Annotated in this window: 27 protein-coding genes; 8 read left to right on the forward strand and 19 right to left on the reverse strand. The window is 65.9% G+C overall.

What is annotated here, in order from left to right; all coding sequences use genetic code 11:
- Nucleotides 1-91: 91 nt before the first annotated feature.
- From EOD43_RS23125 to EOD43_RS23145, 5 genes are read left to right on the forward strand one after another with little or no spacing between them, the layout of a single operon-like run.
- The gene (locus EOD43_RS23125; RefSeq protein ID WP_127746844.1) at nt 92-1,534 is read left to right on the forward strand and encodes a UbiA family prenyltransferase; all 1,443 of its coding nucleotides are present in this window, start codon (nt 92-94) and stop codon (nt 1,532-1,534) included.
- Nucleotides 1,531-1,944, forward strand: a complete 414-nt coding sequence (locus EOD43_RS23130; protein WP_127746787.1) for a GtrA family protein — start codon at nt 1,531-1,533, stop codon at nt 1,942-1,944. Before EOD43_RS23125 ends, EOD43_RS23130 begins: the two co-directional genes overlap by 4 nt.
- Nucleotides 1,944-3,233 carry an FAD-binding oxidoreductase gene (locus EOD43_RS23135; RefSeq protein ID WP_127746788.1) on the forward strand — a complete coding sequence of 430 codons (1,290 nt, stop codon included), beginning with the start codon at nt 1,944-1,946 and terminating at the stop codon, nt 3,231-3,233. The genes EOD43_RS23130 and EOD43_RS23135 overlap by 1 nt, the downstream gene beginning before the upstream one ends.
- Entirely contained in the window at nt 3,230-3,973 is a 744-nt protein-coding gene (locus EOD43_RS23140) for an SDR family NAD(P)-dependent oxidoreductase (RefSeq protein ID WP_127746789.1), read from the forward strand. Before EOD43_RS23135 ends, EOD43_RS23140 begins: the two co-directional genes overlap by 4 nt.
- The gene (locus tag EOD43_RS23145) at nt 3,970-5,100 is read left to right on the forward strand and encodes a hypothetical protein (protein ID WP_127746790.1); all 1,131 of its coding nucleotides are present in this window, start codon (nt 3,970-3,972) and stop codon (nt 5,098-5,100) included. Before EOD43_RS23140 ends, EOD43_RS23145 begins: the two co-directional genes overlap by 4 nt.
- Here EOD43_RS23145 and EOD43_RS23150 read toward each other — a convergent pair.
- The 10 genes from EOD43_RS23150 to EOD43_RS23195 all read right to left on the reverse strand — a co-directional run bounded on the left by EOD43_RS23150 (nt 5,057) and on the right by EOD43_RS23195 (nt 13,932).
- Nucleotides 5,057-6,391, reverse strand: a complete 1,335-nt coding sequence (locus tag EOD43_RS23150; RefSeq protein WP_127746791.1) for an MFS transporter — start codon at nt 6,389-6,391, stop codon at nt 5,057-5,059. The two genes, EOD43_RS23145 and EOD43_RS23150, sit on opposite strands and share 44 nt — an antisense overlap.
- Nucleotides 6,384-6,851: a cupin domain-containing protein gene (locus EOD43_RS23155; RefSeq protein WP_127746792.1), complete on the reverse strand. Its 468-nt coding sequence runs from the start codon at nt 6,849-6,851 to the stop codon at nt 6,384-6,386. Before EOD43_RS23155 ends, EOD43_RS23150 begins: the two co-directional genes overlap by 8 nt.
- Nucleotides 6,844-7,620, reverse strand: coding sequence for an SDR family NAD(P)-dependent oxidoreductase (locus tag EOD43_RS23160; RefSeq protein ID WP_127746793.1), 777 nt, complete (start codon nt 7,618-7,620; stop codon nt 6,844-6,846). Before EOD43_RS23160 ends, EOD43_RS23155 begins: the two co-directional genes overlap by 8 nt.
- A gap of 615 nt (nt 7,621-8,235) precedes the next feature.
- Nucleotides 8,236-8,538 carry a hypothetical protein gene (locus EOD43_RS23165; protein WP_127746794.1) on the reverse strand — a complete coding sequence of 101 codons (303 nt, stop codon included), beginning with the start codon at nt 8,536-8,538 and terminating at the stop codon, nt 8,236-8,238.
- 400 nt (nt 8,539-8,938) lie between these two features.
- Complete coding sequence (locus EOD43_RS23170; protein ID WP_127746795.1) at nt 8,939-9,523, reverse strand: peptidylprolyl isomerase; 585 nt, start codon at nt 9,521-9,523, stop codon at nt 8,939-8,941.
- Nucleotides 9,520-10,806 carry a dipeptidase gene (locus EOD43_RS23175; protein ID WP_127746796.1) on the reverse strand — a complete coding sequence of 429 codons (1,287 nt, stop codon included), beginning with the start codon at nt 10,804-10,806 and terminating at the stop codon, nt 9,520-9,522. The genes EOD43_RS23170 and EOD43_RS23175 overlap by 4 nt, the downstream gene beginning before the upstream one ends.
- A gap of 150 nt (nt 10,807-10,956) precedes the next feature.
- Nucleotides 10,957-11,955: a quinone oxidoreductase family protein gene (locus EOD43_RS23180; RefSeq protein ID WP_164857421.1), complete on the reverse strand. Its 999-nt coding sequence runs from the start codon at nt 11,953-11,955 to the stop codon at nt 10,957-10,959.
- A gap of 81 nt (nt 11,956-12,036) precedes the next feature.
- Nucleotides 12,037-12,303, reverse strand: a complete 267-nt coding sequence (locus tag EOD43_RS23185; protein ID WP_127746798.1) for a metal-sensing transcriptional repressor — start codon at nt 12,301-12,303, stop codon at nt 12,037-12,039.
- Between the two features lie 7 nt (nt 12,304-12,310).
- The gene (locus tag EOD43_RS23190; RefSeq protein ID WP_127746799.1) at nt 12,311-13,159 is read right to left on the reverse strand and encodes a nickel/cobalt efflux transporter; all 849 of its coding nucleotides are present in this window, start codon (nt 13,157-13,159) and stop codon (nt 12,311-12,313) included.
- A 56-nt stretch (nt 13,160-13,215) separates the two neighbouring features.
- On the reverse strand, nt 13,216-13,932 hold the full coding sequence (locus EOD43_RS23195) for a Coq4 family protein (RefSeq protein WP_127746800.1): 717 nt from the start codon (nt 13,930-13,932) through the stop codon (nt 13,216-13,218).
- 108 nt (nt 13,933-14,040) lie between these two features.
- Between EOD43_RS23195 and EOD43_RS23200 the strand changes: the two genes are divergently transcribed.
- On the forward strand, nt 14,041-14,664 hold the full coding sequence (locus EOD43_RS23200; protein WP_127746801.1) for a TetR/AcrR family transcriptional regulator: 624 nt from the start codon (nt 14,041-14,043) through the stop codon (nt 14,662-14,664).
- Here EOD43_RS23200 and EOD43_RS23205 read toward each other — a convergent pair.
- From EOD43_RS23205 to EOD43_RS23230, 6 genes are all read right to left on the reverse strand, one after another.
- Nucleotides 14,651-15,031, reverse strand: a complete 381-nt coding sequence (locus EOD43_RS23205; protein WP_127746802.1) for a DUF1801 domain-containing protein — start codon at nt 15,029-15,031, stop codon at nt 14,651-14,653. The two genes, EOD43_RS23200 and EOD43_RS23205, sit on opposite strands and share 14 nt — an antisense overlap.
- 24 nt (nt 15,032-15,055) lie before the next feature.
- Nucleotides 15,056-16,087, reverse strand: a complete 1,032-nt coding sequence (locus EOD43_RS23210) for an endonuclease/exonuclease/phosphatase family protein (protein ID WP_240653482.1) — start codon at nt 16,085-16,087, stop codon at nt 15,056-15,058.
- A gap of 11 nt (nt 16,088-16,098) precedes the next feature.
- Complete coding sequence (xth, locus tag EOD43_RS23215) at nt 16,099-16,878, reverse strand: exodeoxyribonuclease III (protein ID WP_127746804.1); 780 nt, start codon at nt 16,876-16,878, stop codon at nt 16,099-16,101.
- 141 nt (nt 16,879-17,019) lie between these two features.
- A complete protein-coding gene (locus EOD43_RS23220) occupies nt 17,020-17,874 on the reverse strand; it encodes a TorF family putative porin (protein WP_127746805.1) in 855 nt (284 codons plus the stop codon).
- A gap of 253 nt (nt 17,875-18,127) precedes the next feature.
- The gene (locus EOD43_RS23225) at nt 18,128-19,639 is read right to left on the reverse strand and encodes a SulP family inorganic anion transporter (RefSeq protein WP_127746806.1); all 1,512 of its coding nucleotides are present in this window, start codon (nt 19,637-19,639) and stop codon (nt 18,128-18,130) included.
- Nucleotides 19,636-20,328, reverse strand: a complete 693-nt coding sequence (locus EOD43_RS23230) for a carbonic anhydrase (protein WP_127746807.1) — start codon at nt 20,326-20,328, stop codon at nt 19,636-19,638. Before EOD43_RS23230 ends, EOD43_RS23225 begins: the two co-directional genes overlap by 4 nt.
- Nucleotides 20,329-20,516: 188 nt before the next feature.
- On the opposite strand from EOD43_RS23230, the gene EOD43_RS23235 reads away from it, so the two are divergent.
- Entirely contained in the window at nt 20,517-22,229 is a 1,713-nt protein-coding gene (locus EOD43_RS23235) for a hypothetical protein (RefSeq protein WP_164857422.1), read from the forward strand.
- On the opposite strand, the gene EOD43_RS23240 is transcribed toward EOD43_RS23235, so the two are convergent.
- The 3 genes from EOD43_RS23240 to EOD43_RS23250 are packed head-to-tail and all read right to left on the reverse strand — an operon-like array spanning nt 22,226 to nt 26,195.
- Nucleotides 22,226-24,106, reverse strand: coding sequence for a CHASE2 domain-containing protein (locus EOD43_RS23240; protein ID WP_127746809.1), 1,881 nt, complete (start codon nt 24,104-24,106; stop codon nt 22,226-22,228). The two genes, EOD43_RS23235 and EOD43_RS23240, sit on opposite strands and share 4 nt — an antisense overlap.
- Before the next feature lie 59 nt (nt 24,107-24,165).
- Complete coding sequence (locus EOD43_RS23245; protein ID WP_127746810.1) at nt 24,166-25,488, reverse strand: ATP-binding protein; 1,323 nt, start codon at nt 25,486-25,488, stop codon at nt 24,166-24,168.
- The gene (locus EOD43_RS23250) at nt 25,485-26,195 is read right to left on the reverse strand and encodes a response regulator transcription factor (protein ID WP_127746811.1); all 711 of its coding nucleotides are present in this window, start codon (nt 26,193-26,195) and stop codon (nt 25,485-25,487) included. Before EOD43_RS23250 ends, EOD43_RS23245 begins: the two co-directional genes overlap by 4 nt.
- A 258-nt stretch (nt 26,196-26,453) precedes the next feature.
- Here EOD43_RS23250 and EOD43_RS23255 point away from each other — a divergent pair, with 258 nt between their 5' ends.
- Nucleotides 26,454-26,723: a hypothetical protein gene (locus EOD43_RS23255; RefSeq protein ID WP_127746812.1), complete on the forward strand. Its 270-nt coding sequence runs from the start codon at nt 26,454-26,456 to the stop codon at nt 26,721-26,723.
- Nucleotides 26,724-26,860 lie beyond the last annotated feature (137 nt).

The raw sequence follows: 26,860 nt of genomic DNA on the forward strand, positions 1-26,860 counted from the left end.
CCAGGGGCCGGGTCAAGCGCTATCGCCATTTCCACCCTTGCCGTCTAAACGGGCCATGTCGCCGATCAATCAGGGGGAGAGCGTCAGGATCATGCCGTCGTCCGAGCATCCGCTGGTCGTCGACATGGATGGCACCCTGATCCGCGCCGATCTGCTCCACGAAACCGCGAGCCAATATCTCTCCGACAATCCGCTGCGCGCCGTCCGGCTGGCGGGCTGGACGATGGCTGGCAAGCATGCGCTGAAGGAGCAACTAGCCGAGGCGACGCCCTTCGATCCGGCCGCCCTGCCCTATCACGAAGACCTGATCGAATGGCTCCGCGCCGAACGCGCGAAGGGCCGTCCGATCGTGCTGGCGACCGCCAGCCACCGCCGCCTCGCACAGGCCGTCGCCGACCATCTGAACCTTTTCGACACGGTGCTGGCCACCGGCGACGGCGTGAACCTGAAGGCGGAGGCGAAGCGCGACGCGCTGCTCACGCTCTACGGCGAAAAGGGCTTCGATTATGTCGGCAACGATGGCGCCGATCTGGCTGTTTGGGCCGTCGCCGACAAGGCCTATCTGGTAAACAGCTCGACCGCCTTCGCCGATCGCGTGCGCGCCGTGGCAACGCTCGAATGCGTCTTCGCCGATGGCCGCAAGCCCGCCCCTGCCGCCCTGTTCCGCGCGCTGCGCCCGCACCAGTGGGTCAAAAACCTGCTCATCTTCGTGCCGATCCTCGCCGCGCACCATTTCCGCGATGTCGACGGCATGATCGCGGCGCTGATCGCGTTCCTAGTCTTCGGGCTGACCGCGTCGAGCGCCTATATCCTCAACGATCTCGCTGACGTCGCCGACGATCGCCACCACCGGCTGAAGAAGCATCGCCCCTTTGCGGCGGGCGACCTGAGCCTGCTCGCCGGATGGGCCTTGTGGCCCGCTTTGCTGCTGGTCGCTGGGCTGATCGCGGCACTCGCGCTGCCGCCGGTCTTTATGGGCGTGCTGACGATCTATTTCGTCGTCACCGTCGCTTATTCGCTGCGGTTGAAGCAGGTCGCGATCGTCGACGTATTGGTGCTGGCCGGCCTCTATTCGATCCGCATCGTCGCGGGCGCGGCGGCCACCAACGTGCCCTTGTCCTTCTGGCTGCTTACCTTCGCGCTTTTCATCTTCCTCAGCCTCGCGCTCATCAAGCGGGTCAGCGAACTGCTCGTCGCGCGGGCCAGCGGGCGCGAAGCCTCGCTGCGCGGGCGATCCTACGGGCCGCAGGATCTGGAGATGCTGTCGGCGATGGGGGTCGCGTCCGGCTATATCTCGGTCCTCGTCCTCGCGCTCTACATTCACGACGCGCAGACGGCGGAGCTCTACGCATCGCCCCGCTTCATCTGGCTTGCCTGCCCGATCCTGCTCTACTGGATCTCGCGCGCCTGGCTGATCACGCACCGGGGCCAGATGCACGACGATCCGATCGTCTTCGCGATCAAGGACAAGGCCAGCATCCTGATCGGCGTCGGCTTTCTCGGTGTCTTCGCGCTGGCCAAGGGATTGGGATGAGCGCGACCCGCATCGCCATCCTCTACACGGCCATTGCCGCAGCATCCTCGGCGATCAACCTGATCGTCCAGATGATCGTGATCGCGCTCTACAGCGGGCCGTTCGCGATCGAACTGTCGATGATCCTAGGCATAGGCGCCGCTTTGCCGCCCAAATATGTGCTGGAGAAGCGCTGGATCTTCGCCTTCACCGCGAACAATCTGCGCCACGATGGCGGGTTGTTCCTGCTCTATTCGGGCCTCGGCCTGTTCACGACCGCGATCTTCTGGGTGATCGAACATTCGTTCCAGATCGCCTTCGGCACCGATGTGATGCGCTATGTCGGCGGCGCGATCGGCCTCGCGATCGGCAATTACGTCAAATATCAGCTCGACAAGCGTTTCGTCTTCGTCACGCGGGCGGTCGCCTGATGGAATTGAGCGGCTGGGGCCGGTTTCCGCGTGTCGACGCGCAGGTGGCCTATCCCGCCGATCCTGCCGCCTGCGCCCGCGCCGTCGCGGCCTCACCAGGGATCGCGCGCGGCCTTGGCCGGGCTTATGGGGATAGCGCGCTGGCGGACGATGTCGTCGCGATGCGCGGCCTCGATCGCTTCCACGCCTTCGATCCCGACAGCGGGCTGCTCAGCTGCGACGCGGGCGTCTCGCTCGACGAGATCCTGACCCTGCTCGTTCCGCGCGGCTGGTTCCTGCCCGTCACGCCCGGCACCCGCTTCGTCACCGTCGGCGGCGCGATCGCCAGCGACGTGCACGGCAAGAACCACCATGTCGACGGCACGTTCGGCGATCATGTCGTCGCGATCGATCTGCTGCTGGGCAATGGTGAGGTCGTCCGCATCGGCCCCGACGCGCAGCCCGATCTGTTCCACGCGACCTGCGGGGGCATGGGGCTGACCGGCGTGATCCTGTCCGCCACGATCCGGATGCGGAAGATCCGATCCAGCCTGATCCGCGAAACCACGGTCAGGGCGCGCGATCTCGACGCCATCCTCGCCGCCTTCGAAACCTACGGCAGCGCCACCTATTCCGCCGCCTGGATCGATTGCCTCGCGCGCGGCAAGAACCTCGGCCGCTCGTTGCTGATGCTCGGCGAACATGCCGACGAAGGCCCGCTGACCCCACGCACGAAACCGCCCCGCGCTGTCCCGTTCGACATGCCCTCGGGCCTTCTCAACCGCGCGACCGGCAAGGCGTTCAACGCCCTGTTCTACGCGCGCGGCCCCTCGGCCGTCCGCACGCGCACGATCCCGTACGAACCGCATTTCCACCCGCTCGACGGCCTTGCCGAATGGAACCGCCTCTACGGCCGGCAGGGCTTCGTCCAGTATCAGTTCGTCCTGCCCGGCGCGCAGGGGCTGCGCCGCATCCTCGAAACGATCGCCATGTCGGGCCAGGGCGCGTTCCTCGCCGTCCTCAAACAGTTCGGTCGCGCGAACCGAAACCTGCTGTCCTTCCCCACCGAAGGCTATACGCTCGCGCTCGATTTCAAGGCGGAGCCGGCGGTGTTCGCGTTGCTCGACCTGCTCGATCGGGCGGTCCTCGATCTGGGCGGGCGGATCTATCTGGCGAAGGATGCGCGGATGAGCGAGGCGATGTTCAAGGCGAGCTACCCGAACTGGCAGGCCTTTCAGGAGGTCCGCGCCCGCCACCACGCGATCGGCCGCTTCGCCTCGCACCAGTCGAAGCGGCTAGGCCTGATATGAGCCGTATCGCGATCATCGGCGCGACCTCCGGCATCGCCGAACATTGCGCGCGCCTCTGGGCCGGGCGTGGCCATGATCTGACCCTCGTGGGCCGCGACGCCGCCCGCCTCGACGCCGTCGCCGCCGATCTGAAGGTGCGCAGCCCCGCCTCGGCGATCGACACGCTCGTCGCCAGCGACTTCCACGATCCGCAGGCCGTCGACATGATCGTCGGCGCGCTCTGTGCCGAACGGCCGGTCGACATCGCCCTGATCGCGCACGGCACTCTGCCCGATCAGCAGGCGTGCCAGAATGACGGCGCGCTCGCCGCCGATACGATGCTGGTCAACGGCGTCTCGCCCGCTCTGTTCGCCGAAGCCTTTGCGCGCCACATGGTCCCCGTCGATCGCGGCACGATCGCGATCATCGGGTCGGTCGCGGGCGATCGCGGGCGCAAGACCAACTACGTCTATGGCGCCGCGAAAGGTCTGGTCGATCGCTACGCGCAGGGGATGCAGCACCGGCTGGCTGCCACCAACGTCCGCGTCGTCCTCGCCAAGCCCGGCCCCACCGCCACCGCGATGACCGCCGCGCTGCAGTCGAAGGGGCAGCGCATGGCCTCCCCCGCCGATGTCGCCAAGCGGATCGTCGCCGCGATCGATCGTGGTCAGCCGGTCGTCTATGCGCCCGCTTTGTGGGCGATCATCATGGCGATCGTCCGCGCCCTCCCGCGCCCGATCTTCCACAAGCTCAACATATGACGACCAAAGAGCGCGCGCTCCACTGGCTGCTCCTCGCCGCGCTGATCCTGCTCGCCGCCGAGCAGTTCGCCGATGCGCTGATCGAGCACGCCCACGCACCGATGCTCGACCTCGCCGTTTATCGCAGCGCGGCCGAAAACGGACCGCTGATCCGGTCGCCGCACGGCCCGATGTATTTCACCTATCATCCGATCATGCGGCACTTTTTTCAGGCGCTTGGCGCGCAGTTCGATCTGAAGCTGCTGACGGTCTATACCCTGCTGACCCTGCTCTATGGCGCCACGATCCGCGCGCGGCCGGGGGCGGCGCTGGCGACGTTCCTGGGCCTCGCCATCGGCGGCTTGGGCATTGCTGCAATCACGACGGGCAACATCACCCCCTTCCTGCAACTGGCGATCCTGGGCCTTGCCGCGCGCGGTTTCGATGCGCCGCGCGACCGCTGGACCTTCCTCGCGGCGGTTGCGGTCACGGCGATCGTGAAGCCCTATATGATCGCTTACGTGCTCCTGCCCCTCGGCGTCGCGATGGCCCGCCGTCAGCCGCTCCGCCCCCATATGATCGCGGCAGCGGCGACGATCGGCGCGGTCGTTGTCCTGATTGCGCTCTACGCCGTCGTGCGGCCCGATGAGACCGCGATATTCATCCGCAACCTGACGACCCAGACGCTGGCGCAGGGCGACCTGGGGATTGCGGCTTATGGTCGCCTCGCCGGGCAATTGGGGTCTGCCGGGGCGCTGATCGCGCACGCCCTGATCGTCCTCACCGCCGCCACCATTACGATCGGATCGGCGTGGAGGCAGGGGCGGCTGGCCGATCCCGGCTTCGTCCTGCTGCTGTTCTTCCTCGCCGCAATCCTGAATCCGCGCCTGCAGGATTATGATCTGTTCCCGGCGCTGACCGCCCTGATCCTGTACCTTCTCGGCGCGCAGGCGGGATGGCGGGCGACGGTGGTGCTGCTGATCGCCTTCGTCGCTGGCGGGGTCGCACTCCACGGCGCGCGCTTCGCCGATGTCGAGGCCGGCTTCTGGTCCAACGCGCGCAACGTCTATCTGGTCGCGACCGCCCTACTCGTCGCCGGGCTCGTCACCCTTCCCCGTTCGCCGCAATCGCCCGCCGCCCGGCCTTGAGGCCGATCAGCAGCACGATCGCCGAAGCCGGCCCGAAGATCGCATAGGTGGTCGCGATGCCCAGCCCCACATGCTCGGCCCCGCCATAGACCTTCTCGGTAAAGATCGCGACGATCGACGGCCCGGTGATCATCCCGATCAGGTTCAGCACCACCATGAAGATCGCGATCGTCCGCGCGCGGAAACGCGGCGGGGTCGATACCTGAATGTGCGCGATCGCCGGGCTGGTGAAGGGCAGCATGATGTGGATCATCCCGATCATCAGCAGCACGATCGCGGCGGATTCGACCACGGTGAACGCGATCACCCCCACCACCGTCAGCGCGATGCAATTGACCACGAAATATCGATAATGCGCGTCGCGCATCCCCGTATTGTGCAGCCAGTCGACCAGCCAGCCGCCGCCCACGAACCCCGCAAAGCCGGCCATCCCCTGCACCAGCCCCAGGGTGGCGCCGATCTTCGCCGCGTCATAGCCGAAATGCCGCCCCAGATAGGCCGGCGCCCAGCCCGCGACCGCATAAGCCAGGATCGCGTGCAGCCCGACGCCGATCGAAATCGTGGTGATGTAGAAGGCGCGCGAACGCAGCCACGCGCCATATCCCGGCGCCGCCGCCAGCGCCTCCGCCTCGCGCGCCGTCGGCAGAGCGCGCTTCGGGCGCGGGATCAGGAAGATCAACGGCGCGATCAAGATGCCCGGCGCGCCGACGACCAGGAACGTTACCTGCCACGGCTTGAAGCCCCACAGGCCGCCCATCCCCTCGGCCCATTTCATCACGAAGCCGCCGATCGCGAGCGAAAGCCCGCCGCCGATCGCGATGCCCCCCGCCAGCACGCCGATCGCGAAGGTCAGCCGCCTTTTGGGAAACAGATCGCCCACGATCGCATAGGATGATGGCGAAAGCGTCGCCTCCCCCATCCCCACCGCGAAGCGCGCCGCGAACAATTGCCAGTAACTCTGCGCCATCCCGCACAGCATCGTCGCGATCGACCAGCCGGTGACGCCGAAATAGACCACCCAGCGCCGCGAAAAGCGATCGGCCAGCCACCCCATCGGCACGCTCGACAGCGCGTAGAACAAGGCGAAGGCAAAGCCCTGGATCAGGCTGAACTGCACGTCGGTCAGGTGCAGGTCCGCCTTGATGGGATCGACCATCAGCGCGATGATCCCGCGATCGAGGTAGGACAGGATCGTCATCACCATCAGGATGCCGATCGAGAACCAGCCGATCAGGCCGCCCTTCGGTTCATTCTCATCGACGGGCGCGGCAGGGGCGGTCGCTTCAGCCATGATAGTTCATCCACTCCGGAAAACGCAGCTTGGCGTGGGGCAATTCGCGCAACCCCTGTTCGGCCAGCAACGCCTCATAGTCGGCCTGATCGTCGGACCAGGACCGCGCATCGCCCATGAAAACCTCGAACAATTCCACACCCTCGGGGCCGGCGATCATCGGCCCGCCCGCCATCCCCTGCTCCAGCACGATCTGCATCCCCGCGCTGCATTCGACATCGCCGAAGCGCATCGATCCTTTCAGGACGTAGATGACCTGTCGGCTGTTATGCCCATGCTTGCGGATGATCATGCCGGGATCCCAGCTGGCCAGCAGCGTCATCGATCCGGGGGTGAACTCCAGCCATTTCTCGCGCACGGCCATGCGGCGACCATTGTCGTCACCGATCACGCGCACCTCCTGCCACTCCTCCTCATCGGCGTGGCGGAAGCGGATTTCGGGAGCAGGCGCGTCAGGCATTGAGCCCTCCGTTGATGCTGATGATCTGGCCGGTGATCTTGGTCGACAGCGGCCCGCACAGGAAAAGCGCGAGCGGCGCGATATCGGCCGGGGTCGGCAGGCCGAGGCCGGCCTTGTCGCGCGCCTTTTGCACGCGCCCGCCGCCCAGCTCCAGAAAGCGATCGAAGATCGGCGTCTGTTCGACATAGCTGGGCGAAATGCAGTTGATCCGCACCCCGTCGCGCGCCGTCTCCAGCCCCAGATTGCGCACGAAGGCGATGATCGCCGCCATCCGCGCCGCCACCAGCGACTGGCGCGGCGCCGCGAACAGGCCCGAATCCGACGCAAACGCCACGATCGCCCCGCGCGTCTCGCTCAGGTGCGGCAGCGCCGCGTGGCACATCTCCTGAAAGCTCGCGACGCCCATTTCCAGGAACGCGCCATAGGCCGCCGGATCGGTGCGGCTCAGCGGCCCGCTGATCGCGCGCGCCGGGCCATAGCCGGCCGCGTGGATCAGCGCGTCGAGCCGACTGTGCACCCCCGCCGCCGTCCCGACCAGCGCCGCCGACGATCCGGGCGCGGTCAGATCGGACACCAACGGCGTGAAATCCCCCTTCGGGCATCGCGCGCGCAGCGTCTCGATCGCCTTGGCGCAGCTTTCCTCACGCGATCCGTGAACGATCGTCTTCGCCCCGCCCTCGGCGGCCTGCGCGGCGATCTCGATCCCGATCGCGCCCGTGCCGCCGACGACCAGCACCACGGCGCCCGGCGCGACGATCCCGATGGTCATCCTGCCCCTCCCATCTCGCTCCTCCCACGCCGGCCTCTTGCGGGCCGTGCGCGCTTTTTCGGGGACTAACGCGCTTTAGGGCGGCGGTGCAAATCGCTTTTCGTCATTGAGGCATCTCAATTGGAGAAGTCCAGGCGCATAGCCCGTCCCGTCCCGTCGTCTCCCCACCTCGTCATTGCGAGGAGCCGCAGGCGACGCGGCAATCCACTCCGCACTGGAGAGGCGCGGAGAACGTATCGCCCCACTCCGCTCGCAACGACGAAGCCGGCGCGCAAAGCCCTCCCCTCCCCAACGTCACCCCGGACTTGATCCGGGGTCCAGCTTCTTCATCCTTCTGAAGCTTTCTCCCGCCTGCGGGAGAAGGTTTGGATGAGGGTCTTCTTCCTTCTTCCACCGCCCCTCGGAGGCGAGGCAGACCCTCACCCCAGCCCTCTCCCGCAAGCGGGAGAGGGAGGCAGAAGAAGCTGGACCCCGGATCAAGTCCGGGGTGACGATTTGGGAATTTCGGCTTTGGGATGGAAAGCGGTCATTCGCCGCCGAAGAAGTCGGCGTCTCGGCTCACACTGCGAGCCGAATTCTTCTCATACGCGGACGGCAATGCGGGCGTTTTTTTGACTATATCAACGCGATTGGCGCAAACATCAGGCCTAAGAAGCCGCACACGATTACAAGCATTATAGCCATATAGCGCAGCGGCTCACCGCGAGAAGTGAAGCGCTTGGCTAGATCGAAGATAGCCATAGCGGCGGTCGCTAAATATAACGCAATACCCAGCGCTCCCAAAGCTCGACCAAAAGCGACTACGGGCGTAAGTATCAATGGTAAAACGGCGGCACCTACGAACGTTCCCTGCATTAAGTTCAGAGACTTACGCTGCTGCTCACGTTGTGCGTTTAGCCATTCTGGTTCTTCGCTCATTCGCCTATTTTGCACACACCCCCAATGTCTGCAATTGCGCCGCTTGCCGCCCATTCTCCACCCGTCATCCCGGCGGAGGCCGGGATCTCAGGAGATAAAGGGATCAGCCAGCCGCAAGAGCCGCCAGAGATCCCCGCCTCCGCCGGGATGACGCGACATCGGGCACACTTGACAAACAAGAACAAACAGAGTACATATTCACCCTATCGCGCTCGCGCGTCGCTCTTTCTCATCGTCAGCCGTCGCGCCATTATTGCGAATGCCAATCAATATCCCATCAAAGGGATGCATTCCCGCGATGACGTAGTGACAAGTTTGACAACTTTCGCGCGTCATCGTGACGCTGCGACTCGCAGCGGTCGCAGGACGCTCCGCGAGCCTCGAAAATCGCCCGCGAGGCTTAGGGAACCCGTCGCGCGCTCAAAATCTTGACGGGCTTTTCGATATATTGCCCCTTCATCGATCCGGTGCCCGCATTGGCGATCGTCTTCGCCGCCAGGATCGCCTTCACCACGTCCATGCCCTTCACCACGCGGCCGAAGGCGGCATAGCCAAGCTCCTTGCCCTTCGCGTCCATGCCGGGCGCGGGGCTGACCATGATGAAGAAGTCGCCCATCGCCGTCCCCGGCTCCATCCGCGCCATCGAGATCGTGCCGGCGAGGTGCTTGAGGCCCGTCTTGCTGGTCGGTTCGTGCGCGATCGGGGGGAAGGATCGGAAGATGCTGTGCTGGATCCCGCCCTGCACGAAGCCCATCTTGGGATCGCCCTTCGCCCGCGCGGCGCGATAGAATTTGGTGCCGTCCAGCTTCTTGCCGTCGACATATTTGAGGAAATTGTTGGCGGTGATCGGCGCCTTCTTCACCTCCAGCTCGACGATGATGTCGCCCTTGTCGGTCTTGATATCGACGCGCGGCAGCTTGGCCGGGGCCGCCGCGAGCGGGGCTGCGACGGCAAGCGCCAGCAGCGCGATCGTTGCGCGGATCATTTGCCCGCCTCCTTCTTGCTATCGAGCATTTCCACCGTCGCGGTCGCCCACGGTTCGGCCTTCATCGCCACCGCGACCTTCTCCGCCTCGCCCATCACGCGCAGCACATTTTCGCCCGCCAGCTTCGCGATATCGGCATCGCTCCACCCGCGCTTCATCAGTTCGGCGAGCAAGGCCGGATAGGTGGAGACATCCTCCAGCCCCTTGGGCAGCTTGTTGCTCACCCCGTCATAGTCCGAACCCAGCCCGACATGGTCAATCCCGGCCACCTTCGCGATATGATCGATATGGTCCGCCACCATCGCCAGCGTGACGACCGGCGCGGGATGCGCCGCCTCCCACGCCTTCAGCGCCTCGGCCGCCTTGTCCGGCTGGCCGATCAGCATTCCGCCGAAGGGCGGCGTGTTGAGCCGCGCGCGTTCAGCCGACCGATCCGATTCCCAGCGCCAATAGGCTTCGGAGACATAGCTGTCGGCATAATTGACCATCACCACGCCGCCATTCGCCTTCACCAGCGCCAGCACGTCATCGGGCACGTTGCGCGGGTGCGGATCGACCCCGAAGGCACTGGAATGCGAGAAGATGACCGGCGCCTTGGTGACGCGCAGCGCGTCCTTCATCGTCTCCGCGCTGACATGGCTCAGGTCGACCAGCATGCCCAGCCGGTTGAGCTCCTTCACCACCGCTTCGCCGAACGGGGTCAGGCCGCCATGTTTGGGATTGTCGGTCGCCGAATCCGCCCACTCGATCGTGCGCGAATGGGTGAGCGTCAGATAGCCCGCGCCCAGTTCGTGATAGGCGCGCAGGACCGAAAAGCTGCTGTCGATCTGCCCGCCGCCCTCGACCCCGATCAGCGAGGCGATCTTGCCCTGCGCGTGGATGCGCCGCACGTCGGCCGCGGTGCGCGCGATCGCGAAGTCGTTCGGGTAACGCGCGACGATATGCTTGACGAGGTCGATCTCCTCCAGCGTCTCCTTCACCTGCTCCAGCGGCGGCAAGCCGGCGGAGACCCACACCGACCAGAATTGCCCACCGACCTTGCCCGCGCGCAGCCGCTCGATATCGGTGTTGTACGGATCGGGGCCGGTGCCGAGGCCCTTCGTCAGATCGAGCGTCCAGCGCCCCTCCTTCGCATTGCCGCGCAGCGCCTCGGGCCAGTCATTATGCCCGTCGATCAGCGGGGTCTTCTTCAGAACCTTCGCGACCCGCGCGGCATAATCCGGCGCGGCATATGCGGGGGTGAGCGCGAGCAGCGCGGCGGCGGCGAAAAGGGCGGTTTTCATGGAAACGCAGCGTGCCGTGCCGCGATGCCGACGGCAAGCGAAACGATGACGTGCAAACACCGTCACCCCGGACTTGATCCGGGGTCCCGCTTTTACCCGAAGCAGGAAGAAGAAGCGGGACCCCGGATCAAGTCCGGGGTGACGAAGGAACTAGATGTCGCCAATCTTGAGAAGGATCTTCCCCCGAACATGCCCGTCCTCAACACGCGCCTGCCCCGCGCCCGCCTGCTCCAGCGGCAGCACCTCATAGGGCGGCGTCCGGATCGCGCCGGCCTCGATCCCCTTCACCAGTTCGCGCCACGCCTCGACCTGGAACCAGCGCGCATCGGGCTTGCGGGCGTCCATGATGTTGTTGACCACGCGAATACCCCGCGCCTTCGCGCCGTCGAGGTCGTATGCCTCCACGTCGGTCAGCAGGTTCTGGATCACCACCAGCACCCCGCCCGGCCGGATCACGTCGACGATGTCGGCGGGCAGGCTGTGCTGCCCCACCGCGTCGATGATCGCGTCGACGCCCTCGGGCGCCCACGCCGCCAGCGCGGCCTTGGTATCCTCCTTCGTATAGTCGATCACCCGATCGACGCCGAGCGAGGCGACATGATCGACATTGCGGGTGCTGCACGTCGTCGCGACCTTGCAGCCGATCCACTTGAGATATTGCACCCCGAACGTCCCGACGCTCCCCGCGCCGCCGCTGAAGAAGACGGTGCTCCCCGGCGCTACCCGCGCCACCTCGATGATCGTCGACGCCGCGCTCGCCGCCGCGGTGGGGATCGTGGCGCCCTCGGCCAAAGTCAGCGCGGAGGGCAGCTTGAGGACGCGCATCTCGGGCACGCAGGCATATTCGGCATAGCTGCCCGACATGCCCTGCCCCAGCCCCGACATCGCGATCACCTTGTCGCCCGGCACAAAGGCGGTGACGCCCGGCCCGACCGCCTCGACCACGCCGGCGCAGTCCATCCCCACCACCATCGGGAACGGCCCCTGCACGACGGGCAGCAGCCCCGCGCGCGTCTTCCAGTCAGCGGGGTTGATGCTGGCATAGGCGACGCGGATCAGCACCTGTTCCTCGGCCGGTTCGGGCTTCGGCATATCCGCCACCCGAAACACCTCCGGCCCGCCGAACCCGTCGATCACCATCGCCTTCATAGCATCCCTCCCTCGCATCGCTTTTCGGCGATCTTCGCGGGGGAGATCAGGTGCGTCGAGCCATTTTCCGCAAGGACGGGGTCAAAGATATTTGGCGAGTTCGCCCAGCTTGGCCAGATCGGTGCGCAGCGCGCTGGGCAGCGGGCCGATCAGTTCTTCCAGATGATGTTCGATATGGTCGGTGACGATCAGCGTCTTCGCCTTGTCGAGCGCGGAGACGACCGCCGCCATCTGCTGCGCGATCTTCAGGCCGTCCTCCCCCTCCTCGACCATCTTGATGATGCCCGCCAGATGGCCGTTGGCGCGGCGCAGGCGGTTGATCAGGTCGGGATTGGAAGCGTGGCTCATCTGTGGATCATCCGGCGGGTGGCAAACTCTGCCACCCCATTAGCGCGACATAGGCGCCCACGCATAGGATCAGGATGCCGCTGACATAAGGCGCACGCCGCACGATCGCGCCGAAGCCGGTGAAGTGCCGCTCAGCATAGCGCATGCTGAGCGCCGCGATCACGCCCGACGCCACCATCGTCACCGCCAGACCGATGCTGAAGCAGAGCACCAGCACCGAACCGAGCACCAGCCGTTTGAGTTGGAGGCAGAGCAACAGGACCGTGATCGCGCCGGGGCACGGGATCAGCCCGCCGGTGATCCCGAACAGGACGATCTGCCCGGTCGTTACCTGCCGTCCCGCGAAGCGCCGGCGGATGTCTTCGGCATGCTGGCGCTCGTGCGCGTCCTGATAGCCGCCGTCCGCGACATCGAGCGCGCGATCCAGGTCACTATCGTGGTGATGATCGTGATGGTGAGAATGATCATGGTCATGTCCGTGGTCATGGTGATGATGGTGGTGGGCATGATGCTGTTCCCGCCACGTCCGCCAGAGCATCCAGATTGCGATGGCGAGGATCAGCAGCCCCGACGCGAACTGGAGATACGGTTCCGAAGCCTCCGGCGCCGCGCCCTTGAACAGCCAGGTGCCGCCCAGCGCGACGATCCAGACGACGGCGGTGTGCGACACGGTCGCGGCCAAACCGAGCAGGATCGCCTGCCCCACCGTGCCGCGAACCGCGACGATGAACGCCGCCATCATCGTCTTCGAATGGCCGGGCTCCAGCCCGTGCAAGGCGCCGAGCAGGATCGCGCTGGGGATGAACAGCCAGGCGTGCGCCGCGCTCTGCTGCAGGAGTTCGGAGAGAGGTGTCATGCGGCGCCCCTAGCAGCGCGCGCCGCATATTCCTATCCCCCCCCATAGGATATTGGTCAGCCCGACATGACCCTGTAGGCGGCCGGATCGGTCAGCCCCAGGCGACGCCGCGCGTCGGCCAATGGCTCGGCAAGCAGGCGCTCCATATCCTCGCCCGCAAGCCACGCGGCAGAGCGGCCACGCCGATAACCTTCGTGGATCGCGCGGATCGCCTGGCGGCCGCCGGGCATGCGCAGCGCCTTCGCCATCGCGCCGCCCGCGATCAGCGCCCAGCCAAGGCCACCGCTCTGGCCGAAGGTGAAGGCGACCAGACAGGCTTCGCCCAGCGGATCATCGGCCTGATAGCCGGTCAGGACGTGCCAGATGTCGTGGCTGTCGCGCATCCGCCGCCCGAACCATGCATAAGGATGCTGCGCGTCGCGGCCGGCATCGACCGACCGGCTGACATCGGCCAGCCCTTCGGCCGAATAGCCGGTGGCCGACAGGAAATCGCGATAGGCGCCGCCGACGCTGCCCTCGGCAAAGCGCGCGACATAGGCCGGATCGGACAGCAGGCCTGCCAGTTCGACGCGCTCATAGGCGATCCGCCCGCCCTGCGCGCTGCGCAACAGCCGGTCATAACCCTTGCGCGCCGTATCGCCATTGAGTGCGCGGACGATGCGGAACACCTGCGCGGTATCGTTCGCATCGGCGAGCAACGCCCTGAGCGCCTTCAGCGCATCGCCCCAGCTTCGACGCCCGTTCAGATCGGCGTCCATCACGGTTGCAGTCATGTCATCGGTCCTTCGATGTCCGGACGGCGCTTGCCGTCGTCGATGATCGCGATAATATGAGCTATACTCACATTATAAAACTCGCGTTCCGGGCGCGCGGAGGCATCGATGAAAGAGGCTGAAAAACAGGCGGTTGCACCCCGCGCCCCGCGTCAGGCGCGCGCGAAGTACAAGGTCGAACTCATATTGGAGGCGGCGATTCGCCTGCTCGATGCGGGCGGGATGGCGGCGCTGACGACCAATGCGGTCGCCGAGACGGCCGGCATCAGCATCGGCACGCTCTACCAATATTTCCGCAACAAGGAGGCGATCCTCGATGCGCTCGCCGATCGGGAGATGGCGGGACAGGGCGAACGGATCGTCGCGATCATCGAGGATCGCGCGCCGCTTTCGCCGCATGACCGGGTAGCGCAAATCGTCGCGGCGGTGACGGCCAGCTATGGCGACCGGCGCGCGGTGCATCGCATCGTGATGACCCACGCGCTCGCGCGCGGAAGCCAGCGGCTCGCGCCGTTAATCGACCGGCTGGTGGCATTGCTGGCCGCGCCCGAACGCGAGGCGGGCGATCCGCGCCCGCCCTTTTCGCAGGCGCAGGCCTTCGTCCTCTCGCACGCCTTTGCCGGGGTGATGCGCGGCATGATCATCGCGGGCGACGATGCGCCGCCCGTCGACGCGATCGTCGATCAGCTGTCGCGCCTGATCGCGGGCAGCGTGGAGCCTATTTCTTCTTAGCGCCGTTGAGCGCCGACGCCGCCTGCACCAGCGCCTTGAACGGAGCGGGGTCGATGCTCCCGCCTTCGAAGATGTCGATCGCGCGGCGGGCATTGCCGTCGAGGCTGGCGTTGAACAGCTTTGCCGGATCATCGATCGACGCGCCCTTGGCGAAGGTGAGCTTCACTTTGTCCTTGTAGGTTTCGCCGGTGCAGAGGATGCCGCCATTGCCGTACCAAGTCGGCACGCCGCGCCATTTCCATTCCTCGACCACGTCGGGCACCGCATCGCGGATCAGCGCACGGGCCGTCGCCAGCGTCTCACCGCGCCAGTCGCCCAGTTCCGCGATGCGGCCGTCGATCAGTTCGGATGGCGTCTTCTCGGTCATCCCACTCCCCCTTTTCGGGGTCTTTTACCAGTCGATGCGATAGGTGACCAGAAAGCCGTCATGGTCGGACAGTTCCGGCCCGCTCGATCCGCCGTCGAACATCGCCTCGACCCGGATGGGCCGCACGGTCGCGCGCTGGCCGTTCGCGAAGAATTGCAGATCCTGCGTGTCCATCCACGGTTCGTCCCCGTCCCACGACATGCGGACGTCGCAGCCCGATTGCGGATCGGCGCAGACCCGGTGGACGAGATGGAGCGACTGATAGCGCGACAGATTGTCCCAGCGCGGTTCCGAATGCCGCATGTTGAAATCGCCGCCGAAGATCATCGGGTTGGCATCGACATGGGTCTGCTTGACGAATTGTGAGGCTTCGAACGCCTGCCGCTCATGCGCCGCCAGATTGCGCGGTTCGGGCGCCTTCGATGCCCCGCGCGAGTTCATGTGGGTGTTGTAAATGTCGATCGGCACCGGCACGCCGGGGATCGCGATCCGCGCCAGCATCACCCCCTTGTTCGCCAGGCAATCGATCCCCGCGCAGGATCGGCGACCATAAGGCTGCCGGGCATCGCCGACGATGGGATAGCGCGATGCGATGACGATCCCGCCCCCCGTTAGATGGATGCCGAGTTCGCCATGCTTCCACCGCGTAATGCCCGGCAGGGGCATGGTGACAGACGGTTGCGCCTTCATCGTCCGGTGCGGCCCGCTGACGATCGCGGGATAGCCGGTGGCGAGGATCGCGCGCTTGGCCGCGCCGCTGAACACCTCCTGAAACAGGACCACGTCGGGCGCGTGGCCTGCGTCGCGCATCGCCTTCAACCGGACGCCAATCTCCTTCAGATGGGCGGCGCGACCCGATCGCGCGGGCCAGCCCAACCCCTCGACATTGTAGGTGAGCACGGTGAGTGTGGTGCTGCCCGAGGCGATTGCCGCCACCCGAGGCTCCGCCATGTGCCGGAGCGGAGGAGAAACGCCGCACGCCGCGACCAGCAGCATCGCAGCCACGGTAAAACCGAAGCGAAGGAGCGATCCCATAGTCCGGGTGGGACGCTGCATCGGACGCAGCCCTAGTCCCGCAGCGTGATCCAGGTGGGGGCGTGGTCGCTCGCCTTTTCCTTGCCGCGCGTATCCTTGTCGACGCCCGCATCGAGCAGCCGATCGGCGGCGGTGGGGCTGAGCATCAGATGATCGATGCGGAAACCCGCATCACGCTGCCACGCGCCCGCCTGATAATCCCAGAAGGTATAAGCGGGGCCGTGCGGATGGATCGTGCGCAGCGCATCGGTCCAGCCCGCATTGCACAAGCGCCGGAAGGCGGCGCGGCTTTCGGGCTGGGTCAGCGCGTCGGTCGCCATCGCGCGTTCGGAGAAGGTGTCGTCGGTGCTCGACGTCGGGATCACGTTGTAATCGCCGCACAGGATCGTGGGCCGTTCGGTGGTCCACAAGGTCGCGGCATGATCGATCAGCCGATCGAACCAGGCGAGCTTATAGTCGAACTTGGGGCCGGGCTGCGGATTGCCGTTGGGCAGGTAGATGCAGCCGACGATCAGATCGCCGATATCGGCCTCGATATAGCGGCTGTGGGTGGGATCGGGATCGTCGGGAAGCCCCTTCATCCGCTCGATCGGCTGCTGCCCCTTGGCGAGGATCGCGACGCCGTTGAACCCCTTCTGCCCGTGCCAGGTCGCGCCGTAACCGGCCGCCTCGATCTCGGCGGCGGGGAAGGTTTCGTCGCTGGTCTTGATCTCCTGCAGGCAGGCGATGTCGGGCTGCTTCTCCTCAAGCCATTCGAGGAGGCGGGGGAGACGGGCCTTGATCCCGTTGATGTTGAAGGTCGCGATCTTCATGGGAGCGACCGATAGCGCGGGCGGGCGGGCACGTCACCCGTTCGTAAGCCCCAAAACGAAGAAGCAGCCCGGCGCCCCTGCGCGCCGGACTGCTTCCGCCCCGGAAAGGGTTGGTGAGGGGGCCGAAGCCCCCTCGCCCGATCAGAATGCGGCCGAGATCGAGAAGACGACCTGGCTGCCCGAGATCGGCTTGCCATTCTTGGTCGAACCGAAGTTCGGACGCAGATAGGTGCCGTCGCTCGTCTTGATGTTGGTGTCGGTGTAGGCGACGCCCAGCGTGATCGGCGACAGGCCCAGATCGGCCAGCGAGAAGTCCGCACCCAGCATCCAGTCGATATACTGGCCGGTCGGCGCGACGCTGGTGCCGTTCGGGCCGAGGCCCGAATTGCCCTTCGAATAGCCGGCATGCGCCTTCAGCGTGATCGGCGTGCCTTCGACGGCGCCGCTGATGTCACCCCAGATGTAGAGGTTGTCTTCCTTGGCGCCGGGATTGTCGGGGATGCCGGTCGCATAGGTGGTGGCGTTGTTATACCACTTGCCCAGCGCCTGCTGCTTGGGCGCATAGGCGATGCCGCCCAGCCAGTTGACCGGGCCGAAGGTGGTGCTGAGCTTGATATACGGCTCGGCGAAGTCGGTTTCCGAAGCGCCGCCCGGATACATGTACCAGGTCAGACCGACGTCGAGCTTGACGCCTTCGCTGACTTCGGTCGCGAAGCCGCCGACGATGTCGAGTTCGGTGTTCGAGCCGCCGAAGGTGCCCCAACCCGACAGGTTCGAACCCCAGGTTGCGACATAGAGGCCGCTTTCGTGGCTGATGGTGATGCCGCCCTGAACGGCAAGTTCCTCATCCGACTGCGAAACGCCGCGGAAACGATAGTCGCTGACCATGCCGACGCTGCCCGAAACGGTGAACGGGCCGGAAGCTTCCTCTTGTGCGAAAGCGGGCGTGGCGGCTGCGAGGCTCAGCGCGGTGGCGGCCAAGAGCTGAAAGCGCATAGAACAATCCCCTTATACGGTTGGACTGTTCCTCCTGATTTATCGACCCGCCGAGGTCCGTACTTGCGGCCCCGATCATCGTCGATGCAGTGCAGCATTGCCCCCGACTCGATGACTGGGTGTTGCCGTTTCGTTACAAAGTGTTGCTAGAAAAGGTGCCACGCTCGACCGTCACCGAGCGTGGCACCAACGCAACACTAGCCTGGGTTTTCCGTTGGGGACGGGAGGCAACCCCAGGCCAGGTGCGATCTTGTCAGGCCATGATCCGCTTCAACTGGGCGGGATCGCCATCCAGTTCGATCGTCATGCCACCCGCACGGCGACGCTTGATCCACTCACCGAGCATTTCCGCGACGGTGTGATCGATCGCCGGCACGCGCTTGATATCGAGCGTGAGCTTGCGGTCGTTCGGCACTGCGTCGAGCGCGTTGCTGAGCTTGGGCAGCGTCACGAAGGTCGCGGCGCCATCGAGCTTGAGCTCGCTCGCCTCGCCCTCATCCTTGCGATGAACGCGCAGGTTCAGGCGGCTCGCATGCGGCACCAGTTCGACCAGCGAGAGGCCCAGGCCGACCAGAACGCCGGTCAGCAGATCGGTCGCCACCACCATCACGAAGGTCGCGGCCCAGATCGCGGCGGGCAGGATGCCGTGATTGTGGAACAGGTGACGCACATGGCTGACCGACACGAGGCGGAAGCCGGTGACGACCAGGATGCCGCCCAGTGCCGCCATCGGGATCGTCTGCAGCAGCCAGGGCAGCAGCGCGACGAAGCCGAGGATCCACACGCCGTGCAGGATCGCCGATGCGCGCGTCATCGCACCCGCCTGCACGTTTGCCGAGGAGCGGACGATAACGCCCGTCATCGGCAGCGCGCCGGCAAAGCCGCAGAGAAGGTTGCCGACGCCCTGCGCGCGCAGTTCCTTGTCATAATCGGTGCGAACGCCGTCATGCATGCGATCGACCGCCGCCGCCGAAAGCAAAGTTTCGGCCGAGGCGATGAAGGCGATGGCGAGCGCGGTGACGATGATCGGGGTGCTCATCATCATGCTCAGGAACGACTGATCCGGCGTCACCACCGCGGCGACGATCGACGCCGGCACGTTGACGCGCGCGACATCGAAGCTGATCAGCAGCGAGACGAGCGTGCCAGCGACCACGCCGACCAGCGCGCCCGGCACCAGCCGCATCGATTGCGGCCGCATCTTTTCCCACAGCAACATCGACACGATCGTGATCAGGCCGATGAAGAAGGCGGCTTCGGCGGCCGAAGCGCTCCACGGGGTCAGGCCCAGCAGGCGGCCCGGCATGGCCGAAAGATTGGCAAGGCCGTTGGGCAGCGGCTTCGCATCGAACAGGACGTGGAACTGCCCCGCGACGATCAGCGCGCCGATACCCGCCAGCATGCCGTGAACCACGGCGGGCGAAATGGCGCGAAACCATCCGCCCAGCTTGAACACGCCCGCGACGAACTGGATCGCGCCCGCGATCACCAGGATCGGGCCCAGCGCGGAAATGCCGTGCTGCTGCACCAGTTCGAACACGATGACCGCGAGACCCGCGGCCGGGCCGCTGACCTGCAGCGGCGACCCCGCCAGAAAACCGACGACGATGCCGCCGATGATACCCGTGATCAGGCCCTTTTCAGGCGGCACGCCCGAAGCGACCGCGATGCCCATGCAGAGGGGCATCGCGACCAGGAACACGACGATCGACGCGGTGAAATCCCGCGAGAACGTCTTTTGAAGGCTGGCGGGGAGGAGTGTCATTCTGCGGCTTCCGCAATGAAGTCGGCGGCCAGACGCTGGTGGGCGGCATGCGCCACCGGCAGCGGCTGATCTTCGCGCAGCGGCATGAAGCGGCCGGTCGCGCCGTCGAGGCCCAGGACCTGACCGGCGTGAATGTCGACAAACCAGCCGTGCAGCGACATTTCGCCGCGCGCGATCGACGATGCGACCGACGGATGCGTCTTCAGATGGTTGAGCTGCGCGACGACGTTCTCAAGGCTGATCGCGCGAACATGCTCGTCGCCCTGGACGTTGGGATAGGCATCCTCGACCACCTTCACCGCGGTCGCGGAATGGCGGAGCCAGGCGGCGACGTTCGGCATCGAATCGGTGCTGCCGGGCTTGGTCAGCGCCTTCATCGCGCCGCAGTCCGAATGGCCGCACACGATGATGTCGCGAATGCCCAGCACCATCACCGCATATTCGACGGTGGAGGTGACGCCGCCATTCTGGGTGGCGAAGGGGGGAACGATGTTGCCCGCATTGCGGCACACGAACAGGTCGCCCGGCGCCGCCTGGACGATATATTCGGGCACGATGCGCGAGTCCGCGCACGAGATCATCAGCGCCTTGGGGAACTGCCCCTGCGTGGCGAGCTTGCCGTAAAGATCGCTCTGGTTCGGGAAGTGCGACTTCTCGAAGCTGAAGACCCGGCCGATCAGCTCGTTCATGGTGGTTGCTCCTCAATCTTATCTACAGCAGCCGGATTTCCGGCCATTGAACCGAGGAGCTAAACACCGGCCTTTGCCGCAGCGCGGCGGAAATGTAAGGAAACATTGCTGTAAGCGCCCCGGAGACGCTTTGGATGTTCATGACGCTTTCGTGATGGCATAAGACACCGATGGACAGCGCAAGCGTTGTGGCGTCAAATTCTATCCGCCCGGTTCAAATCTGCTTCTTTTTCAACGCGCAACGGCACCAGCTGCTGCACGGTATGGCGACGGCCGTGCGGCTCGCGCGGATGCCGGGGCATGATGTCTATGTGGTCTCCCCCGCGCAGGGGCATATCGATTATGCTCAGGAACTGGCGGGAAAGCTGGGCGGTGCGCCGATCACCTTCGTTCACGCGCGATCGGGCCTGCTTGCGGCGGGGATGAAGCGCAGCGGCAAGGTGATTCCGCCAAAGTTGATGAGCCTTGCCGTCCTCGCCCGCTGGCTCAACCGCTTCGATGCGATCGCATTGCCCGAGCGCACGTCCACCCTGTTGCTCAAGATGGGGGTCACGCACCCGCGCTTCATCCATCTCGATCATGGCGCGGGGGATCGCGCGGCGGGGTTCGACAAACGCATCCGCCTGTTCGATTTCGTGCTGATGGCGGGCGCCAAGCATCGCGAGCGGCTGATGGCCGAACGGCTGATCGCGCCACAACGGCATGCCGTGGTCGGCTATCCCAAGTTCGAGGCGGCCGATGCGATCCGCGATCCGAACTGGCGCCCCTTCGCCAATGATCTGCCGACGGTGCTCTACAATCCGCATTTCTCGACGCTGGGATCGTGGCGGCCATGCGTCGAACAGGTGCTGGAAGCGTTCGCCGCGCAGGATCGCTACAACCTGATCCTCGCCCCGCATGTCCGCCTGCTCGACGGGAAGGAGGCGCAGACGCGCTGGGCGCCTCTGCTCGATCGGTTCGAAGGGCATCCGCGCATCCACATCGATCGCGGCAGCGACCGCGCGATCGACATGACCCACACCACGATCGCCGACCTCTATCTGGGCGACGTATCGAGCCAGGTGTACGAATATCTGCGCACACCCCGCCCCTGCCTGTTCCTGAACCCGCACCATGTCGATTGGGCGGGGGACGAGAATTACGGCCACTGGCACTATGGCGAGGTGCTGGACGGAGCGGGCGACATCATCGCCGCGGTCGATCGCGCCTTTGCCGAACATGGGCGCTATCGTCCGGTGCAGGAACGCGGCATGGCGCACACCTTCCTGCCCGGCGGCGGGGCGGAAACGGCGGCGGCGGCGATCGCCGGCTATATGGCGAAGGCAGCCCCCCTGCCCAAGCTGGTGCGCGGCCGACGCGATCGGCGCCCGCAGGTCCACAAGCCCGGCGTCTCGATCGGATCGATCGCCCGACGCGCGGCGCTGCTCCTGCCGATCGTCGGCGCGAGCGCGCTTTTCTATAATGCGGTCGGCTCCGGCCCGACCGAGGCGGCGACATCCCCCTTCCTCGATCGCGTCGTCGCGTCGCATCGCACCACCCTGTTGCGGCAGGACATGCGCAGCCAGTCGCCATCGACCGCCTACGACCCTGAAGATATTCGCCGCGCGACCGGGATTCCGATGCCGAACCTGCCCGACACATGGGAAGTCGGCGATACGCAGCTCTACCCCTCGACGCTGGGTGACATCGTCCAGGTCATGGTCCGCACGCCGCGCGGCCAGCGCCTCTCGCTGGTCGCGATGAGGGTCGAAACCAATGCGGAGGCGCAGCCTTTGCTCGAACAACGCGATGCCGAGCATATCGCTTATTGGGAGGATGGCGACTTCGCTTATGCGCTGGTCGGCGAACTGCCCTCGCCCGAATTACTGAGCCTTGCCGCCGGCCTGTCGAAGCTGACCTAACCCAGGTAGCGCAACGCCATCACGGTCAGGTCGTCGGTCGGATCGGTGCCGCCTTCGAAAGCGCGCACCGCATCGCGCACCCCTTCGACCATCGCGGTCGCGCTGCCGCTGCCCCTGATCGCCGCGAACAGGCGATCGCGGCCGAACAGACCGCCCGTGCCGTCGATCGCCTCGCTGACGCCGTCGGAGATCAGCAGGATCGTCTCGCCCGGCGCCAGCATCATCGGCTCGTCGGGATAGGGGAAATCGACGATGCAGAAGGGCGGCCCGCCGTCGAGCTTGTGGATCGCGATCTCGCCATCGGCACGGATGTGCAGCGGATCCTCATGCCCCGCGCTCATCAGGCGCAGTTCGCCGGTGGCAAGGTTCAGGATGCCGATCAGCATCGTGACGTTCATCGCCTCGCTATTGTCGCGGGTCAGCTCCTCATTGAGGATCGATGCCGCATCGGCCAGGTTCGGAACGCCGCGCAGCACCACGCTTTTCGCCAGCGCCTTGGACAAGGCCATGAACAAGGCGGCGGGCACGCCCTTGCCGGTCACGTCGCCGACCAGGAAGGCGATCCGATCGGCATCGATGCGGATCAGATCGTAAAGGTCGCCGCCGATCGACTTGGCGGGCTCGAGCAGCGCGTCGACGTCCAGTCGCGGATCGAAGGCCGAGAGATCGGCGCGCGGCGGCAACATCCCCAGCTGGATCGTGCGCGCGGCCTGCAACTCGCCTTCCACTGCCGCCGCCGAGATACGTTCGCGCATCAACGTCTCACGCAGCCGCACCCGCTCGCGCCACGCCTCGACCGCGATCACGAACAGCAAGGCGATCAGCGCGGAGACCGGCGGCAGCCAGATATGGCCGAAGCGGAACAGGCCGAAGCTGAGCGCCACCACGCCCACGATCAGCACGAACGCGAGAATCGCCACGCCCCCGCGCCGCAGCCACAGCAGCCCGCCCAGGAAGATCCAGACCGCCGCAATCGCGATCCCCAGCACCCACAGCTGCGACGCCGGGAAGATCACGTCGCCACGCAACAGCGCGTCAAGCAGGTGCGCCTGTATCTCGACGCCCGACATCTGGCTGATCTCGCCCGATGTCGGCGTCGAATAGCTGCTGCCCAGCCCTTCGGCCGTCGCCCCCACCAGCACATGATGGCCGGCGATGAACTGGGGTGGAATGCGCCCGTTCAGCACATCGGTGAACGATATCGTCCGGATGTGCCCGGCCTCGCCACCGAAGGGGATCAGCACCGGCCGCCCCTGCCAGAAGCCGTCGCGCCCTGCGGCGATATCGCGATCGGGGCGCTGGCCGGCCATGATCGCGCCCAGCTGAATCCACGATCGATCGGCGCCACCTTCGTCGAGGAACGCCTGCCGCACCACGCGGTCGCCTTCGAAATGGAGATTGTCGTGCGCGATGCCGGCGGCGGCGGATGCGAGCGGCCCGGCGGGCGGCAACACGTCGTAGGGCGCGCCATTCCGGCCCGGCACGTCGATCACCAGCGGCAGGAAGGTGCGGTTGCGTGCCATCGCCGCCGCCAGGATCGCATCGTCCGGCGTCGGATCGACGAACAGCACGTCATAGCCCACGCCCAGCGGCTTCGCCTCGGCCAGCCGATCGAGCAGGGCCGCGTGGACATTGCGCGGCCACGGCCACGGGCCGATTTCCTCCAGGCTCGCATTGTCGATCGCGACGATCACGATGTCCTCGGGCGGCGCGCGTTCGGCGGCGCTCAGGATATGATCGTAGATGATGTAATCGAGCCGCTCGGTCAGCCGCCCCAGAACCAAAGCGGCGGCGAGCGCGGTCGCCAGCAGCGCGACGATGAGCCAGCCCCGATCGATGCGCGATGCGGCCGACATTCGGGGGCGGGAATCGGCCATCGCTGCTTATCCTTGCGGTGTCGTAACCACCTAACCGGCCGATATCCGCGTGTCGACAATCAGCCGCGCGGCGTCACCGGCAGTTCGATCGTCGCGATCAGCCCGCCTTCGGGCCGGTTGGCGAGGCGCAGCGATCCGCCGTCGCGCGTGGCGATCCGCTTGACGATCGCCAGCCCCAGCCCCAGCCCCTTGGTGTTGCGCCCGCGCGCGGGATCGAGCCGGACGAACGGCTCCATCGCCTCGGCCAGCCGCGCCTCGGGAATGCCGGGGCCATCGTCCGACACGCGGAAGCGCATCACCTCGCCCTCCTGCTCCAGCGAGACGAGGACGTTGCGGCCATAACGCAGCGCATTGTTGGTCAGGTTGCCCAGCGCGCGCTTCAGGTCGATCGGGCGCACCATCGCCTCCAGGCTTTCCGGCCCTTCATAGCGGATGGCGTGCCCCTGATCGGCAAGGTCGTCGACGATCGTTTCGGCCATGATCGCAACGTCGACGCGCACGCGCGGCTCGGGATCGCTTTCCCCGCCCAGATAGGCGAGCAGGGAGGCGAGCATCCCCTCCATCTCCGACGCATCCTCGCGCATCGCATTGCGGGTCGCCGCGTCGGACAGGGTATCGATACGCAGCTGGAGCCGCGCGATCGGGGTGCGCAGATCGTGGCCCACCGCGGCCAGCGCCTCGGTCCGGTCGTCGATCAGGCGCTGGATGCGCGCCTGCATCGCATTGAACGCGCGGATCACGCGCAGCACTTCGCCCGATCCGGTTTCGGGCAGCGGGGTCCACGCGCCGAAGCCGATCCGCCCCGCCGCATCGCCCAGCATCTTCATCGGCCGCAGCGTCTGCCGGATCAGCAGGCCGCCGATCAACATGATGCCGACCGCGGGCACGAGCGCGAGCAGGATGCGGCCCAGCGCCAGATCCCAGCCGGTCTGCACCTCGCGCATGCCGAAATAGAGCCACGTGCCGTCGGGCAGGGTCAGGCCGCCCGTCACCAGCGCATTGCGGCCGGGCGACGACAATTTGAGGCGGAGATTGGTGTTGGCGAGCGCCGGCTCCCACGCAACGATCTGGCGCTGCATCTCGCTCAGCTCGGCGGCCAGCGGCGGCGGCGGCGGCAGTTCCGGCCCCCAGCGCACGTCATAACGATCGGTCGTCAGCAGCCGCGCGATCGCCGGCCGTTCGCGCACCGGCCGTTCGGACACCAGCTTGCGCGTGACGACCAGATGTTCGGCCAGGCGATGCGCCTCATCCTCACGCAGCGAAAACTGGCTCGCGCGTTCGTAGAGCAAGGTGCTGGTGCAGAACTCGACCGTGATGGTCAGCAGCAGGATGACAAGGATTCGACCCGCGAGCGTCAGCGACGGGCGGACGAAATGTTTCAAACGCGCATGACCTCGGCGTTGAGCATATACCCCGCGCCGCGCACGGTGGTGATCGGCGCATGCTGGCCGGCCAGCTGCAGCTTGCGGCGCAGGCGGCTGATCAGCACGTCGATGCTGCGATCCGACGAGTCACCCAGCCGGTTGCGCGACAGTTCGATCAGGCGTTCGCGCGCGATCACGCGCTGCGGATTGTTGAGGAAGCTCGACAGCAGATCGAACTCGGCGCCCGTCAGCTCGACCAGCGCGCCGGTGGGCGAGCGCAGCTCGCGGCGCGGGAAGTTCACCACCCAGCCGTCGAAATGCGCTTCGTTCTGGCGTGCGAGGCCGCCCTGGCGCTCCATGCCGCCGCGACGCAGAACGGCGCGGACGCGCGCCACCAGTTCGCGGGTGCTGAACGGCTTGGGCAGATAATCGTCGGCGCCCAGTTCCAGCCCGATGATGCGATCGGTCTCGCTGCCCTTGGCGCTGATGAAGATGATCGGCACGTCGCTGCGCTGGCGGATCTGGCGGCACAGTTCAATGCCGCTGGTTCCCGGCAACATGACATCGAGCAGGACGAGATCGACCGGACCAGCCCCGAAGGCGATCCACATTTCGGGTGCCGAGGACGCCGGGCGGACGACATAGCCGTCTTCCTGCAGCGCGCGCGCGGTCAACATACGCAGGGGGGGATCGTCCTCAACCAACAGGATCGTGCTCGCCGCCACTGCTTATATGACCTTCTCAAACGTTACCGGGATAGGCAGGACTTATGAACGCCTCGCACGACCGTCAACCACCGCACTGCAGCGAACCGACGACCTTTTAGGGTCAGCAACAATTTGAAATCACCGGGCAACTGCTAGGTTACGACTGCGCGAAGATTCGCAAGAAACAGCGACGATTCATTACCAATTGGCTGTGTTTCAGCAATGTTGGACACCTAGCTTTTCCTCATCCAATCGCCCCGAATGAGGAGTCAAAAAATGATCGTCCGTGCCGTTTTCTCCGCTGCTCTGATCGCCATTTCCGCGCCTTCGCTGGCCGGCGGCATCGGCGAGACCCATGAAGTGGTGTCGACTCCGCCGGGCAAGCTGCAGGCGATGGCCTATCGCCCGATCGACCAGAAACATTGCAATGTCGCCCCCAAGTCGCACCCCGCGGGCGGCCGCACAGTCCATCATGGCGGCACCTACAGCGCCGACGATTGCGCCGCGCGCGACGCGGTTCGCACGGATGCCAAGAAGCGCGGTTAACCGCCAAAAATTCCGCTGCGAAGCGCCCCTCCTTGCCTGGCAAGCGAGGGGCGTTTTGTTGCTGGCGCCCGGCCGATCATTTCGTTGCCATGCTGCAACGCGGATTGCGCGCGCCGAATGCAATTGAGGCCGATCGC

Origin of the sequence: Sphingomonas crocodyli (assembly GCF_004005865.1) — a bacterium.
GTDB classification, from domain to species: domain Bacteria; phylum Pseudomonadota; class Alphaproteobacteria; order Sphingomonadales; family Sphingomonadaceae; genus Rhizorhabdus; species Rhizorhabdus crocodyli.

Coding starts and splice junctions, on each gene's coding strand:
- EOD43_RS23125 (WP_127746844.1), top strand. CDS start 92: ATGCCGTCGTCCGAGCATCCGCTGGTCGTCGACATGGATGGCACCCTG.
- EOD43_RS23130 (WP_127746787.1), top strand. CDS start 1,531: ATGAGCGCGACCCGCATCGCCATCCTCTACACGGCCATTGCCGCAGCA.
- EOD43_RS23135 (WP_127746788.1), top strand. CDS start 1,944: ATGGAATTGAGCGGCTGGGGCCGGTTTCCGCGTGTCGACGCGCAGGTG.
- EOD43_RS23140 (WP_127746789.1), top strand. CDS start 3,230: ATGAGCCGTATCGCGATCATCGGCGCGACCTCCGGCATCGCCGAACAT.
- EOD43_RS23145 (WP_127746790.1), top strand. CDS start 3,970: ATGACGACCAAAGAGCGCGCGCTCCACTGGCTGCTCCTCGCCGCGCTG.
- EOD43_RS23150 (WP_127746791.1), bottom strand. CDS start 6,391: ATGGCTGAAGCGACCGCCCCTGCCGCGCCCGTCGATGAGAATGAACCG.
- EOD43_RS23155 (WP_127746792.1), bottom strand. CDS start 6,851: ATGCCTGACGCGCCTGCTCCCGAAATCCGCTTCCGCCACGCCGATGAG.
- EOD43_RS23160 (WP_127746793.1), bottom strand. CDS start 7,620: ATGACCATCGGGATCGTCGCGCCGGGCGCCGTGGTGCTGGTCGTCGGC.
- EOD43_RS23165 (WP_127746794.1), bottom strand. CDS start 8,538: ATGAGCGAAGAACCAGAATGGCTAAACGCACAACGTGAGCAGCAGCGT.
- EOD43_RS23170 (WP_127746795.1), bottom strand. CDS start 9,523: ATGATCCGCGCAACGATCGCGCTGCTGGCGCTTGCCGTCGCAGCCCCG.
- EOD43_RS23175 (WP_127746796.1), bottom strand. CDS start 10,806: ATGAAAACCGCCCTTTTCGCCGCCGCCGCGCTGCTCGCGCTCACCCCC.
- EOD43_RS23180 (WP_164857421.1), bottom strand. CDS start 11,955: ATGAAGGCGATGGTGATCGACGGGTTCGGCGGGCCGGAGGTGTTTCGG.
- EOD43_RS23185 (WP_127746798.1), bottom strand. CDS start 12,303: ATGAGCCACGCTTCCAATCCCGACCTGATCAACCGCCTGCGCCGCGCC.
- EOD43_RS23190 (WP_127746799.1), bottom strand. CDS start 13,159: ATGACACCTCTCTCCGAACTCCTGCAGCAGAGCGCGGCGCACGCCTGG.
- EOD43_RS23195 (WP_127746800.1), bottom strand. CDS start 13,932: ATGACTGCAACCGTGATGGACGCCGATCTGAACGGGCGTCGAAGCTGG.
- EOD43_RS23200 (WP_127746801.1), top strand. CDS start 14,041: ATGAAAGAGGCTGAAAAACAGGCGGTTGCACCCCGCGCCCCGCGTCAG.
- EOD43_RS23205 (WP_127746802.1), bottom strand. CDS start 15,031: ATGACCGAGAAGACGCCATCCGAACTGATCGACGGCCGCATCGCGGAA.
- EOD43_RS23210 (WP_240653482.1), bottom strand. CDS start 16,087: ATGCAGCGTCCCACCCGGACTATGGGATCGCTCCTTCGCTTCGGTTTT.
- xth (WP_127746804.1), bottom strand. CDS start 16,878: ATGAAGATCGCGACCTTCAACATCAACGGGATCAAGGCCCGTCTCCCC.
- EOD43_RS23220 (WP_127746805.1), bottom strand. CDS start 17,874: ATGCGCTTTCAGCTCTTGGCCGCCACCGCGCTGAGCCTCGCAGCCGCC.
- EOD43_RS23225 (WP_127746806.1), bottom strand. CDS start 19,639: ATGACACTCCTCCCCGCCAGCCTTCAAAAGACGTTCTCGCGGGATTTC.
- EOD43_RS23230 (WP_127746807.1), bottom strand. CDS start 20,328: ATGAACGAGCTGATCGGCCGGGTCTTCAGCTTCGAGAAGTCGCACTTC.
- EOD43_RS23240 (WP_127746809.1), bottom strand. CDS start 24,106: ATGGCCGATTCCCGCCCCCGAATGTCGGCCGCATCGCGCATCGATCGG.
- EOD43_RS23255 (WP_127746812.1), top strand. CDS start 26,454: ATGATCGTCCGTGCCGTTTTCTCCGCTGCTCTGATCGCCATTTCCGCG.